General features: G+C 70.5%; 12 protein-coding genes and 2 pseudogenes. 8 read left to right on the plus strand and 6 right to left on the minus strand.

What is annotated here, in order from left to right:
- The first annotated feature begins 26 nt into the window (after positions 1-26).
- The 3 genes and pseudogenes from ACIQU6_RS28630 to ACIQU6_RS28640 all read left to right on the plus strand — a co-directional run.
- Positions 27-500 carry a DUF3291 domain-containing protein gene (locus ACIQU6_RS28630; protein ID WP_403484573.1) on the plus strand — a complete coding sequence of 158 codons (474 nt, stop codon included), beginning with the start codon at positions 27-29 and terminating at the stop codon, positions 498-500.
- A gap of 184 nt (positions 501-684) precedes the next feature.
- Positions 685-1479 (plus strand): VC0807 family protein, encoded by a 795-nt coding sequence (locus ACIQU6_RS28635; protein ID WP_403484574.1) that lies wholly within the window; start codon positions 685-687, stop codon positions 1477-1479.
- 284 nt (positions 1480-1763) lie between these two features.
- Positions 1764-2753: pseudogene (locus ACIQU6_RS28640) on the plus strand (PLP-dependent cysteine synthase family protein); the annotation flags it as partial.
- A gap of 120 nt (positions 2754-2873) precedes the next feature.
- Here ACIQU6_RS28640 and ACIQU6_RS28645 read toward each other — a convergent pair.
- Positions 2874-4025: an alkylmercury lyase family protein gene (locus ACIQU6_RS28645; RefSeq protein ID WP_403484575.1), complete on the minus strand. Its 1152-nt coding sequence runs from the start codon at positions 4023-4025 to the stop codon at positions 2874-2876.
- Positions 4026-4155: 130 nt separating this feature from the next.
- Here ACIQU6_RS28645 and ACIQU6_RS28650 point away from each other — a divergent pair, with 130 nt between their 5' ends.
- On the plus strand, positions 4156-4581 hold the full coding sequence (locus ACIQU6_RS28650) for a heavy metal-responsive transcriptional regulator (protein ID WP_403484576.1): 426 nt from the start codon (positions 4156-4158) through the stop codon (positions 4579-4581).
- Position 4582: 1 nt separating this feature from the next.
- Here the strand turns inward: ACIQU6_RS28650 and ACIQU6_RS28655 are convergent.
- Both ACIQU6_RS28655 and ACIQU6_RS28660 read right to left on the minus strand, forming a co-directional pair.
- Positions 4583-4849: pseudogene (locus ACIQU6_RS28655) on the minus strand (SRPBCC family protein); the annotation flags it as partial.
- Between the two features lie 87 nt (positions 4850-4936).
- Positions 4937-5449 carry a DUF488 domain-containing protein gene (locus tag ACIQU6_RS28660; protein WP_403484577.1) on the minus strand — a complete coding sequence of 171 codons (513 nt, stop codon included), beginning with the start codon at positions 5447-5449 and terminating at the stop codon, positions 4937-4939.
- Positions 5450-5960: 511 nt separating this feature from the next.
- Here ACIQU6_RS28660 and ACIQU6_RS28665 point away from each other — a divergent pair.
- From ACIQU6_RS28665 to narI, 4 genes are read left to right on the plus strand one after another with little or no spacing between them, the layout of a single operon-like run.
- Positions 5961-9659, plus strand: coding sequence for a nitrate reductase subunit alpha (locus ACIQU6_RS28665; protein WP_403484603.1), 3699 nt, complete (start codon positions 5961-5963; stop codon positions 9657-9659).
- Positions 9660-9663: 4 nt separating this feature from the next.
- Entirely contained in the window at positions 9664-11307 is a 1644-nt protein-coding gene (gene narH, locus ACIQU6_RS28670; protein WP_403484578.1) for a nitrate reductase subunit beta, read from the plus strand.
- A complete protein-coding gene (gene narJ, locus ACIQU6_RS28675; protein ID WP_403484579.1) occupies positions 11307-11900 on the plus strand; it encodes a nitrate reductase molybdenum cofactor assembly chaperone in 594 nt (197 codons plus the stop codon). The genes narH and narJ overlap by 1 nt, the downstream gene beginning before the upstream one ends.
- Positions 11897-12646 carry a respiratory nitrate reductase subunit gamma gene (gene narI, locus ACIQU6_RS28680; protein ID WP_403484580.1) on the plus strand — a complete coding sequence of 250 codons (750 nt, stop codon included), beginning with the start codon at positions 11897-11899 and terminating at the stop codon, positions 12644-12646. Before narJ ends, narI begins: the two co-directional genes overlap by 4 nt.
- 48 nt (positions 12647-12694) lie before the next feature.
- Here the strand turns inward: narI and ACIQU6_RS28685 are convergent, their stop codons facing one another.
- The 3 genes from ACIQU6_RS28685 to ACIQU6_RS28695 all read right to left on the minus strand — a co-directional run bounded on the left by ACIQU6_RS28685 (position 12695) and on the right by ACIQU6_RS28695 (position 14211).
- Positions 12695-13282: a MarR family winged helix-turn-helix transcriptional regulator gene (locus tag ACIQU6_RS28685; RefSeq protein ID WP_403484581.1), complete on the minus strand. Its 588-nt coding sequence runs from the start codon at positions 13280-13282 to the stop codon at positions 12695-12697.
- A 60-nt stretch (positions 13283-13342) separates the two neighbouring features.
- Complete coding sequence (locus ACIQU6_RS28690) at positions 13343-13705, minus strand: DUF488 domain-containing protein (protein WP_403484582.1); 363 nt, start codon at positions 13703-13705, stop codon at positions 13343-13345.
- 269 nt (positions 13706-13974) lie between these two features.
- Positions 13975-14211 carry a DUF2180 family protein gene (locus tag ACIQU6_RS28695; RefSeq protein WP_403484583.1) on the minus strand — a complete coding sequence of 79 codons (237 nt, stop codon included), beginning with the start codon at positions 14209-14211 and terminating at the stop codon, positions 13975-13977.
- Positions 14212-14222 lie beyond the last annotated feature (11 nt).

A 14222-nucleotide genomic window follows, 5' to 3' on the forward strand; every position in this document is an offset into this window, starting at 1 on the left:
AAGTCGGGCCGGGCCATGCTGGGCTCATGACTGACTTTCACCTCGCGCAGGTCAACATCGGCCGCATCGTCGGCCCGCTGGACGGGCCGGAGTTGGCCGGCTTCGTCGCTCAGCTTCCCGAGATCAACGCGCTCGCCGAGTCCAGCCCGGGGTTCGTCTGGCGCATGGTCGACGACGCGGGCGAGGACGCGACCGGGTTCCGCCCGGACGAGGGCGACGACCTGCTCCTGATCAACTGCTCGGTCTGGGAGTCGGTCGAGGATCTGCGGAACTTCACCTACCACACCGACCACCTTCGCGTACTGAGCCGCCGTCGCGAGTGGTTCCACCGCATGACCGACGCGCACCAGGCCCTGTGGTGGATCCCGGTCGGCCATCGCCCGAGCATCGCCGAGGCGATGGAACGGGTCGCGCGGGTGCGCGAACACGGCCCCGGGCCCATGGCGTTCACCTTCCGCGACCCTCACCCGGCACCGGGCGTCGGGGCCGCACAGGTCTAGCCGAAGCGTCCGACGGGCACTCAGCCGCGCCTCCTCCCCTCGGCGTTGGGCCCGGTCCCGGTACGCCCCTCACGCGCTCGCACGGCTCTGACCAGCAGGTTTCCGTGATAACTCTAGGTAATGACTGCGCATTCCGGATATGCCGCAGCCTGCCACCAGAAACACTCATCAAGGGAGCCCTCGCGTGAAGACCCCAGCAGTCAAGTCCCCGGGCCCGACACAGAAGTTCCGGGCCCTTGCCCCGATGGTGCTCGACCTGGTCATCCCGATCGCGGGCTTCTACGTCCTGCACCAGTTGGTCGGCCTGAGCCAGGTCTGGGCGCTGACCCTCGCCGGCGCCGCGGGCGGCCTGTGGGCACTGATACACACCATTCGGCGCCGCAAGCTGGACGTCATCGGCCTGCTCGTCGTCCTCGAAATGGCGCTGACCGTCGCCCTGCTGTTCGTCTCCGACGACCCGCGCCTGGTCGCCGCCAAGCCGTCCTTCTACACCCTGCTCGCGGCCGTCTACCTGCTCCTCACCTGCGTCGCGGGACGGCCCTTGGTCTATGTGGCGGCCACCCCGATGGCCACCGACGGCGATCCCGACCGCACCGTCGCCTACGAGCAGGCGTGGGAGCGCTCCCGGCCGTTCCGGACCCGGGAGCGCATGGTGACGGCGGCGTTCGGACTCGCCGCGCTGGTCGATTCCGTGCTGCGCGTGATCGTCGTCTACAGCTTCGATGTCGACAGGTTCAACGAGTCGTTCCTGCTGTCCCAGTTGCCGGGCATCGTGCTGATCGTGGCGGTGCTGCTGTTCACCAAGTCCCAGATCAGGGTGCTGCACGGGCTCGTCGACGCGGTCCACGACCAACTGGCCGCCGAGGGCGTCATCGGCCCGCGCCCCGACGCCGACCAGCCCGACACCGTGGCGGACGAGGCGCACGGGATGAACGAGGCACGCAAGGCGGACGAGGCGTTGAACGGTGCCACACGATGAGCGAGGCCACCGCAACCACCGGGCCCCCTCTGACGCCACGGACCGCCGCACCGACGGGGCATCCATCCCGTGCTCGCGGTCAACACCGCTCCAGGGCGGCCTACTTGCCACGGCCCCGTGGCCGTACGGGTACGCGATTCAAATGTGGAACGCCGTGACAACGTAGCCGCCCCGACGCGACTGCGTCGCCGTACCGCGCTGTCGACGCGGCGCGGTTGACGCGTTTCGGGTCCGAGGCCCGGGAGGCTGCTCCCGGGCCTCGATCTTTCCGGCAGACTGCTGCGATGGACGTCTACGAATCCCTTGTCGACGTGGTCGGCAACACCCCGCTGGTACGGCTCAACCGGATCACCACGGGCCTTTCGACCCCGATCTACGCGAAGTTGGAGTACGTCAACCCGGGCGGCAGCGTCAAGGACCGCATCGCGCTGTCCATGGTGCGGGCCGCCGAGGACGCCGGGCTGCTGCGGCCGGGCGGCACCATCGTGGAGACCACCTCGGGCAACACCGGGGTGGGCCTGGCCATGGTGGCGGCGCAACGCGGCTACCGCTGTGTCTTCACCCTGCCGGACAAGAGCAGTGCCGAGAAGGTGTCGGTGCTGCGCGCCTACGGTGCCGAAGTGGTGATCTGCCCCGGCGACGTACCCCGCGAACACCCCGAGCACCCGAGGGCCGCGGCGGAGCGGATCGCCCGGACCACTCCCGGCGCGTGGCTGGCCGACCAGTACAACAACCCCGCCAACCCCCGTGCGCACCAGGGCAGTACCGGTCCGGAGCTGTGGCGGCAGACCGAGGGCCGGATCACGCACCTGGTGGCGGGCGTCGGCACCGGCGGCACGATCAGCGGCACCGGTGGCTACCTCAAGGAGGTCAGCGACGGCCGGGTCCGGGTGATCGGTGCCGACCCGGAGGCATCCGTCTACTCGGGCGGGCCCGGCACCGCGTACGCCGTCGAGAGCATCGGCCTGTTCCGCCACCCCGAGACGGTGGACGACTCCTGGCCGCAGTCGTTCCACACCGATGTGGTGGACCACTTCGAACGGATCAGCGACCGCGACTCGCTGCTGACCACCCGCCGACTGGCCTGCGAGGAGGGGCTGTTGGTGGGCGCCTCGGCAGGCACCGCGGTGGCCGGAGCGCTACGCGTCGCCGCCGAGCTCGGCCCGGACGACCTGGTGGTCGTGGTCATTCCGGACTCCGGCCGCAACTACCTGAGCAAGGTGTTCGACGACGAGTGGCTGCGCGAGCAGGTCGGCGACCACCTTCCGGCCGGCGGAGCGCAATAGGCCGATCCGGCAACGACACGACCGGTACGGCGGCTTGGGGCCGTTGGGGGCGAAGACTGCGCGGCGCTGGACAGGTCCAACACGCCGCTTCGGCCCGCTGACGTCCCCTCAATTTCCGTCATACCGGGGGACGTTCGATAGCAGCGGACCGAATACGCGTCGCCCGATGTGCTCGGCCTGGGACTGGTCCACGAGTCGGCCGTGCACGTCGGGGTGGTCCGCCTTCCAGGCGCGGGCGGTGGCGCCGGAGGCGAAGAAGTTCAGTGCGTCGCAGCACACCGCGGCCGCCGGGCCCGAGTAGGAGCGGCGGCCGACGAACACCACCGCCGTGGACGGCTCCCAAATAGCGTGACTGTCTTGGTTGGTGCCCGTCGCCGTGTCCGTCGCCGCGAGGGTGACGGTGATCGGCTCGCCGGTGACCGGGTCCGAGGAGTGGACCACGACGTCCTTGCCGAGCATCGCGGGGATGCCGAGGGCGTCGATCGCGCACATCGCCCAGGCGTGAATCCCCTGGGTTCCCCGGGTCCCGCCATCGATGACCACTCGGTGGCGGGTCGGCGTGGCGGAGAACGGATAGGCCGCCGCGATCCGTCCGTTCTCGTCCAGGGTCAGGAAGTCCTCCCGTGCCAGTTCGGCCAGCACCTCGTTCACGGGACGGAGGGCAGTGTCTGCGGCGCCGCCTGTCGCCGCTTCCAGCCTCGCGGTGTCCGGCGCCCGGCCGGTGGTGGCGAAGTGGCGCAGCACCGCCTGCTGCACGGCCCGCAAGCCCCGCTCCTCCGGCGCCAACCGGCCGCGTCCGCCCCTTCCTACCAGGTCCAACGCGTCGCTCTCGCAGCAGGCGTCGTCATCGGCGTCGGCCGGCCCCTGCTCCTCGCCCCGCTCCTCCGTTCCGGCCAGTCCCTTCAGTCCGCCGAGCGCGTCCGGTCCGACCGGTCCGCCCGGTCCATCCGGTCCGTCCAGTTCGAACGCGCTGAGTGCCCGGCGGAGTTCGGTGACGTTCGGGGCGCCGTCCGTGGTGCCGTCGCCATGGTGGTAGAGGCGGCACGACACGCTTGGCGGCGCCGCAGACGGGGCGAAAGGATCGATGCCGTCGAGAAGGACGGTGGGTGATCCGGTCATGCCCCACCGGGCCGCTTCCCTCTCGTCGGAGACCGTCACCGATGTCACCTCGACCCGACGCCCAGCCAACGCGCGTTGGATCCGCTCGTGCGCGACGGGGCCGTTGGGACACTCAGGCACGGTCAGTACCGTGATCCGCATCGCAGTCACCCTTCCCTTCCCACGCCCGTCTCGCAGTGCGTCCAAGCCTGTGCCGGCGATGGATGCCTGTGCCGATGCCATGACGGTAGACCTTCCAGTGCACTGGAAGGTCAAGGGTTAGCCTGGGGGTATGCGCATCGGGGAGCTCGCCGCGGCATGCGGGGTGACCACCACAACCGTTCGCTTCTACGAACAGGCCGGTCTCCTGTTGGAACCACCGCGGACCCCCGGCGGCTACCGCGACTACCCGCCCGAGGCCGTCACCCGCCTCGCGTTCATCCGCGACGCCCAGCGCGCCGGGCTCACCCTCGCCGACATCCGCGGCATCCTCACCCTGCGCGACAGCGGGCACGCCCCGTGTGACCACGTCGGCGCGCTCATTCAGCAGCACCTGGGTGAGATCGAACGCCGGATGGCCGAGCTCCGTGAGACCCGCGCCTCCCTCCGCGTCCTCGCCCGACGCGCCGCCACCACCGAACCGGCCACCTGCACCGGCTCCCACATCTGCCGCATCATCAACCGGGCCGAAGGGGAGGCGAGCGAGGAGTCCGGCTGACTCACCGTTGCCGGCGGGCGGAGGACTCCAACAACTCCTTGAGCCGGGCCAGGTCGGCGGCGACCATGCCGGCGTCGTCCCGCTCGAAGTCGGCGTCGCTCATGCCCGGTTGACGGCGGAGGGTGAACACCACCTCGCTGCCGCTCCCGGTGCTGTCGGTGATCGCGCGGAGCGGGTTGTGGACGGTCTCCCCGGTGGGCGGTGTGCCGTCGTGGTCGAGTACGCCCAGGTCGTTGGGCGGGGCGAAGGTGACGACCACCCTTCCCAGCAGGGGGAGTTCACATCCGGCTTCCGGCCGACGCGGCCAACGCCCGCAGTCTTGCGAACGATCGCCGCCGACACATATGCCAGTGGACTAAAAAGTAGCGGCGGCCGTTCCGACGACCGTCAATACCCCTCCCCCGGCCGTGGCAGCGGCATCCCGCAGGACGGGCAGACGCTCATCGGTTCGTCCGGGACCCGGCCGCAGTGGGGGGCAGACCGCCCTCAGCCAGCAGGCCGCGTCGCCGGCGCCCTCGGGCGGACGGTCGGTGGTGTCGGTCGCCAACTGGCGGGCCAGGACTCTGGCGTGGCCGAGGTGGAGCGGTGTCGCCGCGGTCTGGAGGATCAGCGGTCCGGTGCGGGCGAGTTGGCGGAGACGGCGCAGGGCGTCGGCGCGTGACGGATCCTCGGCGAGTTCCCGGGCGTAGCGGCGGGCGAAGGCTGGGTAGTTGGCCTCGTCGAGGTCGTACCAGCGCCAGAGGGCGGCGGAGGGGGCGACCCCGGGCATCCAGATGTCGGGGCGCACGATCAGGGGCACGCACGTCAGCGTCAGTCTTCGGTCGACCAGTACGCGCGTGCCGGGCCAGGGGCGTCCGGACCCGTACACCGATTCCGTCCGGACTCCGTGCGGTGCCGCGTCGGCCGTCCGGCCCGCCGGTCCCGCCGGTGACGTTCGTGATGCCCGTTCCGTTCCGCCCGTCGAACCGCTTCCTCCCCACTCATCGAACAGCTTCCGTTTCGCTCGCCGAAGGACCTTCCCTCCGCTCGCCGATCGGCGCCCGTTTCGCGGCGGTTCCGCGACCGTGGCGGGCGTCGAGCGGCCCCCGTTCGCCTCGTGGAACACCTCCCCCGCTCTCCGTCCTCTGGAGGATTGCGCCTTGTCAGGCCGGTCTTTGTGCGGGTGACCGACGGGTCGTCACTCACAGCGAAGTGCATGCCATTGGCAAGTATTGCAAAGCGCAAGAAAAACTACGTATAACTCTCATCAAGCCTGTCGTGATGGTGTGTCAGCAGGGACTCCGCATGGTGAAGCTGGTTCCGGTGGAACGCGACCGCCCGGGTACGGGGCCCCGAGAGGTCGGTGCCGCTCATCGCGTGTTGTGAAAGGAGCGACGGTGGTGGTACGAGGCGGCGCCCGGAAAGAAGCCGAGCGCGTTGCGGCGAAGGCTGCAGATCAGTTGTTGCAAGTGGGTACGGCCCTGCGGCGGGCCCCCACCACACCGGACCTGAGGGCGGTCTTCCGGACCGATCAAGGTGTGAACGACGCGCCGTACCGGGAGCGTTGGGCCCACGACCGGGTGGTTCGCTCGACTCACGGAGTGAACTGCACTGGCTCGTGCTCGTGGAAGGTGTACGTCAAGGACGGCGTGATCACCTGGGAGACGCAGGAGACCGACTATCCGTCGGTGGGGCCCGACCGTCCGGAGTACGAGCCGCGCGGGTGTCCGCGCGGGGCCTCGTTCTCTTGGTATACCTACTCGCCGACCCGGGTGCGCTACCCGCATGTGCGCGGGGTCCTGTTGGAGCTCTACCGGGAGGCGCGTCAGCGCCTGGGGGACCCGGTGGCGGCCTGGGCGGAGATCACCACCGATCCGGCCAAGCGGCGGCGGTACCAGTCGGCGCGCGGCAAGGGCGGCCTGGTGCGCATCGGTTGGGACGAGGCACTGGAGCTCGCCGCGGCGGCCCATGTGCACACCATCGCCGCCCACGGGCCGGATCGGATCGCCGGCTTCTCGCCGATCCCCGCGATGTCGATGGCGTCGCATGCGGTCGGTGCGCGGTTCATGTCGTTGATCGGCGCGCCGATGGTGTCGTTCTACGACTGGTACGCGGATCTGCCGATCGCCTCGCCGCAGGTCTTCGGGGACCAGACGGACGTGCCGGAGTCGGGTGACTGGTGGGATGCCGCCTACCTGATGCTGTGGGGCTCGAACGTGCCGGTGACCCGGACCCCGGACGCGCACTGGATGGCCGAGGCGCGCTACCGGGGGCAGAAGGTGGTGGTGGTCTCGCCGGACTACGCGGACGCGACGAAGTTCGCGGACGAGTGGCTGCATCCGCATCCGGGGACGGACGGTGCGCTGGCGATGGCCATGGGGCACGTGGTGCTGCGGGAGTGCTTCGTCGAGCGCCAGGTCCCCTATTTCACCGACTACGTCAAGCAGTTCACGGACCTGCCGTTCCTGGTCGCGCTGGAGGAGCGGGAAGAGGGGTTCGTGCCGGGGAAGTTCCTGACGGCCGCGGATCTGGGGATCGCGTCGGAGGAGGAGGCGACCGCGGCGTGGAAGCCGGTGCTGCTCGACGCGGTTTCCGACCGGCCGGTGGTGCCGAACGGGACGCTGGGCGACCGCTGGTCCAAGAGCGGCACCGGGCGGTGGAACCTGGATCTGGCCGGGATCGAGCCCGCGTTGACCTTCCACCGGGAGCACGGCACCGGGGTGACGGTGTTGTTGCCGCGGTTCGATGCGCCGGGCACCGTGCGGCGTGGTGTGCCGGTGCGGGAGTTCGGCGGGCGTCGGGTGACCACCGTGTTCGATCTGCTGCTGGCCCAGTACGGTGTGGGGCGGTCGGGGCTGCCGGGTGACTGGGCGGAGGACTACGAGGACGCCTCGCTCCCCTACACCCCGGCGTGGCAGGAGACGGTCACCTCGGTGCCGGCCCGCGCCGTGGTGCGTGCGGCGCGCGAGTTCGCGCACACGGCGGAGAAGACCCGCGGCCGTTGCATGATCGTCATGGGGGCGGGCACCAACCACTGGTTCCACTCCGACACCATCTACCGCTCGTTTCTCACCCTGCTGCTGCTCACCGGCTGTCAGGGCGTCAACGGCGGTGGCTGGGCGCACTATGTCGGGCAGGAGAAGGTCCGCCCGTATACCGGTTGGCAGCAGTTGCAGTCGGCCGCGGACTGGGTGCGCCCCTCCCGGCAGGTGCCCGGTACGCCGTACTGGTATCTGCACACCGACCAGTGGCGGTACGACGCGCAGGACGCTGATGCGTTGACGGCTCCGACCGGCGAGGGTGCGTTCGCCGGTCGGCACACCGCGGACCTGGTGGCGCAGTCGATGCGGTTGGGGTGGATGCCCTCCGCTCCGGCGTTCACCGCCAATCCGTTGGAGCTCGGTCGGCAGGCGCACGAGTCGGGGCGTGAGCCGGGTGACTGGGCGGCGTCCGAACTCGCGGCCGGGCGCCTGAAGTTCGCCTGTGAGGATCCGGACGATCCGGCGAACTGGCCGCGGGTGGTCACCGTGTGGCGGGCCAATCTGATCGGTTCCTCGGCCAAGGGCAACGAGTTCTTCCTGCGGCACCTGTTGGGGGCGAGCGACAACGCCCGTGCGGAGGAGGTCCCGCCCGGGAGTCGGCCGCGTGACCTTGCCTGGCACGAGGACGGGCCGCGCGGCAAGGTCGATCTGCTGTTGGCGTTGGACTTCCGGATGACCTCGACCACGTTGATGGCCGACCTCGTCCTGCCGGCGGCGACCTGGTACGAGAAGCACGACCTGTCCAGCACGGACATGCACCCCTATGTGCACGCCTTCTCGCCGGCGATCAACCCGCCCTGGCAGGCCCGCACCGACTTCGAGATCTTCCAGGGACTGGCCGCGAAGTTCAGCGAGTTGGCGGCGGGACGCCTGGACACCGCCTACGACCTGGTGGCCACCGTGCCGCAGCACGACACGCCCGGGGAGACGGCGCAGCCCGGCGGGACGGTGTGTGACTGGCGGGAGCCCGGCGTCCGTCCGGAGCCGGGCCGCAACATGCCCCTGTTCAGCGTGGTCGAGCGGGACTACACCGCGGTGGCGGCCAAGCTGGCGTCGTTCGGCCCGCTCGCCGAGCAGCAGGGCATGACGGTCAAGGGGCTCACCGTCCACCCCGGTCCGGAGTCCCGTTGGCTGGCCGAGCGGTGCGGGACCGCCCTGTCCGGTCCGGCGCGCGGTCGTCCGCTGTTGGACACCGACGTGAAGTTCTGCGAGGCGATCCTGGCGTTGTCGGGCACCACCAACGGGCGCCTGGCCGCCGAGGGTTTCGACCAGCTCTCCGAGCGCTGTGGGCCGGTCGCCGGGTTCAGCGAGCTAGCCGCCTCCGTCCACGAACGCCGGGTGGTGTTCTCCGACACCCAGAACCGGCCGGTCCAGGTCGGCACCAGTTTCGAGTGGTCCGGCAAGGAGGCCCCTGACCGGCGCTACGCCCCCTTCACCGTCAACACCGAGCACCGCAAACCCTGGCACACCCTCACCGGGCGGCAGCACTTCTACCTCGACCATGACTGGATGGCCGAATACGGTGAGCAACTCCCCGTCTATCGGCCCCCGTTGGACCGCGCCATGGTCCACGGCAGCGATCCGGTCGACGACGACGCCCGTTCGGTGACGGTCCGCTACATCACTCCGCACTCGAAGTGGTCGATCCACTCCGAGTACCAGGAGAACCTCCTGATGCAGACCCTGGCGCGTGGTGGGCCGGTGATCTGGATGAGCCTGGCCGACGCCGAGGCCATCGGTGCCGCGGACAACGACTGGATCGAGGCGGTCAACCCCAACGGCGTGGTGACCGCGCGGGCGGTGGTCTCGCACCGCATGCCGCCCGGCACGGTGTTCATGTACCACGTGCAGGAACGCCTGGTGAACGTCCCCCGTTCCCAGGCAACCGGGCGCCGCGGCGGGGTGCACAACGCCCTCACCCGCCTCCTGATCAAGCCCACCCACCTCATCGGCGGCTACGGACAGTTGTCGTTCGCGCCCAACTACTACGGTCCCACCGGAAACCAGCGGGACGCGGTCACCGTCATCCGCCGTCGCGACCAGCACGTGGAGTACTGAAGAGATGCCCCGTCGCAAAGCCACCTCCATCGGACGCTGCATGGCACAGGTCGCGATGGTCATGAACCTCGACAAGTGCATCGGCTGCCACACCTGTTCGGTCACCTGCAAGCAGACCTGGACCAACCGGCAGGGCACCGAGTACGCCTGGTTCAACAACGTCGAGACCCGTCCCGGCCAGGGTTACCCCCGCGGCCACGAGGACCAGGACACGTGGAAGGGCGGCTGGCGCCTGGACGGGCGCGGCCGCCTGGTTCCGCGCACCGGCGGCCGCGCCCGCCGCCTGGCCCGCCTCTTCGCCAACCCCGAACTCCCCACCCTCAGCGACTACTACGAGCCCTGGACCTACGACTACGAGACGCTGATCTCCGCGCCGTTGGGCGACGACCTGCCCACCGCCCGGCCCCGCTCACTGATCGACGGGCGGCCCACCGAGGTGACCTGGGGCCCCAACTGGGACGACGACCTCGGCGGCGGCCCCGACCACCTGGCCGGGGACCCCGTGCTGCGCCGGATGAACGAGCAGGTGCAGTTGGAGTACGAGCAGGCGTTCATGTTCTACCTGCCGCGGATCTGCGAGCACTGCCTGAACCCGACGTGCGTGGCGGTCTGCCCCTCCGGCGCGCTCTACAAGCGCATCGAGGACGGCATCGTCCTGGTCGACCAGGACCGGTGCCGCGGCTGGCGGATGTGCGTCAGCGGCTGCCCGTACAAGAAGGTGTACTTCAACCACTCCACCGGCAAGGCGGAGAAGTGCACCCTGTGTTACCCGCGCATCGAGGCCGGTGAGCCGACCGTCTGCTCGGAGACCTGTGTGGGTCGGCTGCGGTACCTCGGCGTCATGCTCTACGACGCCGACAAGGCGGGCCGGGCCGCGGCCGTCCCGGACGAGAGGGACCTCTACGAGGCCCAACTCGACTGCTTCCTCGATCCCAACGACCCGGAGGTGGTCCGCGCCGCCGAGGAGTCGGGCATCCCGCACGACTGGATCCTGGCGGCCCGCCGCTCGCCCGTGCGCGACCTCATCACCCGGTACCGGGTGGCCCTACCGCTGCACCCGGAGTACCGAACGCTGCCCATGGTCTGGTACGTCCCGCCGCTCTCCCCCGTCGTCGAGGCCCTAACCCGCGGCGGTCACGACGGCGAGGACCCGGCGAACCTCTTCGGCGCCATCGACACCCTGCGCATCCCCCTGGACTACCTGGCCGGCCTGTTCACCGCCGGGGACCGGGCGCCGGTGGAGGACGCGCTGTGCCGACTGGCCGCGATGCGCGCGCACATGCGCCGGATCAACCTCGGCGAGGAGCAGGATCCGGCGATCGCGCGCGGCGTCGGCCTGGACGAGCACTCGATCGAGGCGATGTACCGGCTGCTGGCCGTGGCCAAGTACGAGGACCGCTACGTCATTCCCACCGGCTACGCCGTCGGCCGGGACCGGGAGGACGACGCGACCGCGCACGGGTGCAGCCTGGAGGGCCAGGGCGGGCCGGGCATGTACGACCCGGAGGCGTTCCATGCGCCTCCCCTGGCCGGGACCGCGGCGTCCACCGGTCGGCTCCGGGACCGGGTCAACCTGTTCAACTGGAACGGGCGCGGCAAGCCGCAGGGCCTCTTCCCGCCGCGGCAGCAGGGGGAGGGCAGCAGCTGATGAACCGTCACCGCGCCGTTCACCAGGCGACCGCCCTGCTGCTGTCCTACCCGGACCCGGTCTGGGCCGAGCGGCTCCCCCAGGTTGCCGCCGCACTCACCCAACTCAAGGGTCCGGAGGTCGAGTTACTGCTCGGCTTCTGCGTCGAGACGGCGAGCGCCCCGCTGTTGGACCTGGCCTCGCGCTATGTCATCACCTTCGACCGCAGCCGACGCCGGACCCTCCATCTGACCCACTACACCGACGGCGACACCCGTCGCCGCGGGGCGGCCCTGGCCGCGCTCAAGTCCCGTTACCGCGAGCACGGTTGGGAACCCGACGACGGCGAGCTGCCCGACTTCCTGCCCGTCGTGCTGGAGTTCGCCGCCCGCTGTCCCCAGGCGGGCATCCCGGTGCTCCATCACTACCGCGGCGCCGTGGACCTGCTCGCCCGGGCACTGGCGGACTACCGCAGCCCGTACGCCGACGTGCTGCGCGCCCTCCAACACACCCTGCCCGCCGCCGGACCGCGGCCGGCCCCCGTACCCAGCGAGGCGCCCCCCGTGCCATTCCCGATCCGCGCTACCCCGGGCGACGAAGGAGTCCGCCGGTGACCACCCACCTCCGCATCGCCCTGTGGGGCGTACTGCCCTACCTCTCCCTGACCATCCTGGTGGCCGGCACCTTCTGGCGTTACCACCACGACCGCTTCGGCTTCACCACCCGCTCCAGTCAACTCCACGAGGCCCGGCTGCTGCGCATCGGCGGCCCGATGTTCCACTACGCGCTGCTGTTCGTCGCCGGCGGTCATGTGATGGGGCTCCTGGTGCCCGAATCGCTCACCCAACGGTTCCGGGTGAGCGAGGAGATGTACCACTCGGTCGCCCTCACCATGGGTGGCGCGGCCGGCATCGCGGCCGCGTGCGGTCTGGGCATCCTGCTGTGGCGGCGGCTGCGGGTGCCCGCGGTGCGCCAGGCGACCAGCCGCAGCGACCGCCTGGTCTACCCGCTGCTGACCCTGGTCCTGGTGGCCGGCCTCACCGCCACCGCGTCCTCGGTGGCCAACCCCTACGACTACCGACTGGGCGTCGCCGTCTGGTTCCGCAGCCTGTTCGAACTCGACCCGGACGTCCCGGCGATGGCGCACGCCCCGCTCGTGTACCAGTGCCACGCCCTGCTCGCCATGGTCCTGTTCGCCCTGTGGCCGTTCAGTCGACTCGTGCACGCCTTCACCGCACCCGTCGGCTATCTGATCCGGCCGTACGTCGTGTACCGCTCCCGCGCCCGCACCACCCCCTATCGGCATCCCGCCACCACCCGCCCCGCCACGCGGCAGAGGCGGGCCGGCGCCCCGCGCTGACCGAGACGACGGCCGGTCCCGCTCCGTCGGCGGGGCCGGTCGCGCTTGTCACACCAGACCGTCGCGGCCGCCCGGGGCGAGCGGGTCCGCCACGATCCCACCTATCCGCCGCACCTCGTCGAAGGGGTCGACGGCCAGCTCGCCGGCGGCCTCGATGAGCGCCCGCAACGCCGGTACCAGCTCGGCCCGTTGTTGGTTCGGCAGCCGGCCGACCAGTGTGCGGACCTCGGCCCTGCGGTGTGCCAGGACCCGTTCGACCATGGTCCGTCCCTCCGCGGTGAGGCGCAGCACGACCTCGCGGCGGTTTTCCGGGTTGGGCTTGCGGTCGACCAGTCCGACGGCTTCCAGCTTGTCGACCATCCGCATGGCGGTCGAGGGATTGACGCCCAATGTAGCGGCCATGGCCGCGAGTTTGAGGGGTTCGCAGCTCTCCAGCACGACCAGGGCCCGCAGTTGCGGCAGCGTCATGGCGTCGTCTATCGAGGCCAGGGCGCGCGCCGAGACGGCCATGATCAGGCGGGACGCCGCCATGACGGCGACCGTGACCTCCTCCGCCTCCTCGTCGAGGCGACCCGTCGCGGGCGGGTCGGCAGGCTGATCGGCGGGCTCGGGTGATGCCGGTGGGTGCGGAGACATGGGGACCGTTATACCGTCCGATCCTCCGCGGTGATCCGCTTTGCCGAGGTTCTTGCTACTTCACCGCTTCTCGGCCAGCCATTCTGCGAGCACCGCCGCTTGACTGTGCTCGATGTCCTTGGTGGCGGTCAGCAGCGTGACGGTGTCGTGGGTCGCGAGGTCGCGCAGGTGCACAGCGGCCTCCCGGTGTTCGGAATCGCGCAGTTCGCCGAGGTAGCGGCGGCGGAACTCGGCGAAGCGGTCCGGGTCGTGGCCGTACCATTTGCGCAGCTCGGTGGAGGGGGCCACCTCGCGCAGCCACTCGTCGAGGTGCAGGTCCTCCTTGCGCATGCCGCGCGGCCAGACACGGTCGACCAGCACCCGCTTGCCGTCCCGTGCCGTGCTCTCCTCGTAAACCCTGCGGCAGGTGATCTGTGTGGCCATCGGTGTCCTTCCCGGCCGGCCGCCACGGGCCTACCCCCGGAGGCCAGCCATGCCTTGCTCCGCGCCGCGCCGGCAACTACCCGTGCACGTTCGGGTGCGACAGCTACGAGGGCTCATTTTATCGGGGATCGTCGACGCCAGCCGGCCCGGTGGCAGTCCTCTGACCACTGTCCGAGCATGCGCCTGCCTGGCCTGTCGGCGCGCGGGGGACGCCCGGGGTGACTGGCGTTCGCGACCGGGTGCCTCCGCTCGCCAGTCCCTCCGCAGCGTCACCGCGCGTTTCCCTTGGTAGCCACCCGAGCAGGTAGCGACTGGGAGGCATGACAGGTCAGGCAGGTGACTTCGCGGGCCGGTCGGGAGAGCGTCGACTGACCGACGCCGGCCAGCCGGTGACCGGGCTCCAGGGCGACATGGCAGTGTTGCAGGCAGACCCCGGCGCCGCAGTGGTGGCAGACGCCGACCGCGTCGACGAACTCACCGGCCTGCACGCAGTCGTAGCACTTCATGGAATCACCAC

The sequence above is a fragment of the Streptomyces sp. NPDC090442 genome (genome assembly GCF_044769405.1).
In the GTDB taxonomy this organism is placed as follows: Bacteria; Actinomycetota; Actinomycetes; order Streptomycetales; family Streptomycetaceae; genus Streptomyces.

What these genes read in the sequence shown, in the direction of transcription:
- ACIQU6_RS28650 (WP_403484576.1), top strand. Translation starts at nt 4,156, where the DNA reads ATGCGCATCGGGGAGCTCGCCGCGGCATGCGGGGTGACCACCACAACC.
- ACIQU6_RS28695 (WP_403484583.1), bottom strand. Translation starts at nt 14,211, where the DNA reads ATGAAGTGCTACGACTGCGTGCAGGCCGGTGAGTTCGTCGACGCGGTC.
- ACIQU6_RS28690 (WP_403484582.1), bottom strand. Translation starts at nt 13,705, where the DNA reads ATGGCCACACAGATCACCTGCCGCAGGGTTTACGAGGAGAGCACGGCA.
- ACIQU6_RS28685 (WP_403484581.1), bottom strand. Translation starts at nt 13,282, where the DNA reads ATGTCTCCGCACCCACCGGCATCACCCGAGCCCGCCGATCAGCCTGCC.
- narH (WP_403484578.1), top strand. Translation starts at nt 9,664, where the DNA reads ATGCCCCGTCGCAAAGCCACCTCCATCGGACGCTGCATGGCACAGGTC.
- ACIQU6_RS28630 (WP_403484573.1), top strand. Translation starts at nt 27, where the DNA reads ATGACTGACTTTCACCTCGCGCAGGTCAACATCGGCCGCATCGTCGGC.
- narJ (WP_403484579.1), top strand. Translation starts at nt 11,307, where the DNA reads ATGAACCGTCACCGCGCCGTTCACCAGGCGACCGCCCTGCTGCTGTCC.
- ACIQU6_RS28645 (WP_403484575.1), bottom strand. Translation starts at nt 4,025, where the DNA reads ATGCGGATCACGGTACTGACCGTGCCTGAGTGTCCCAACGGCCCCGTC.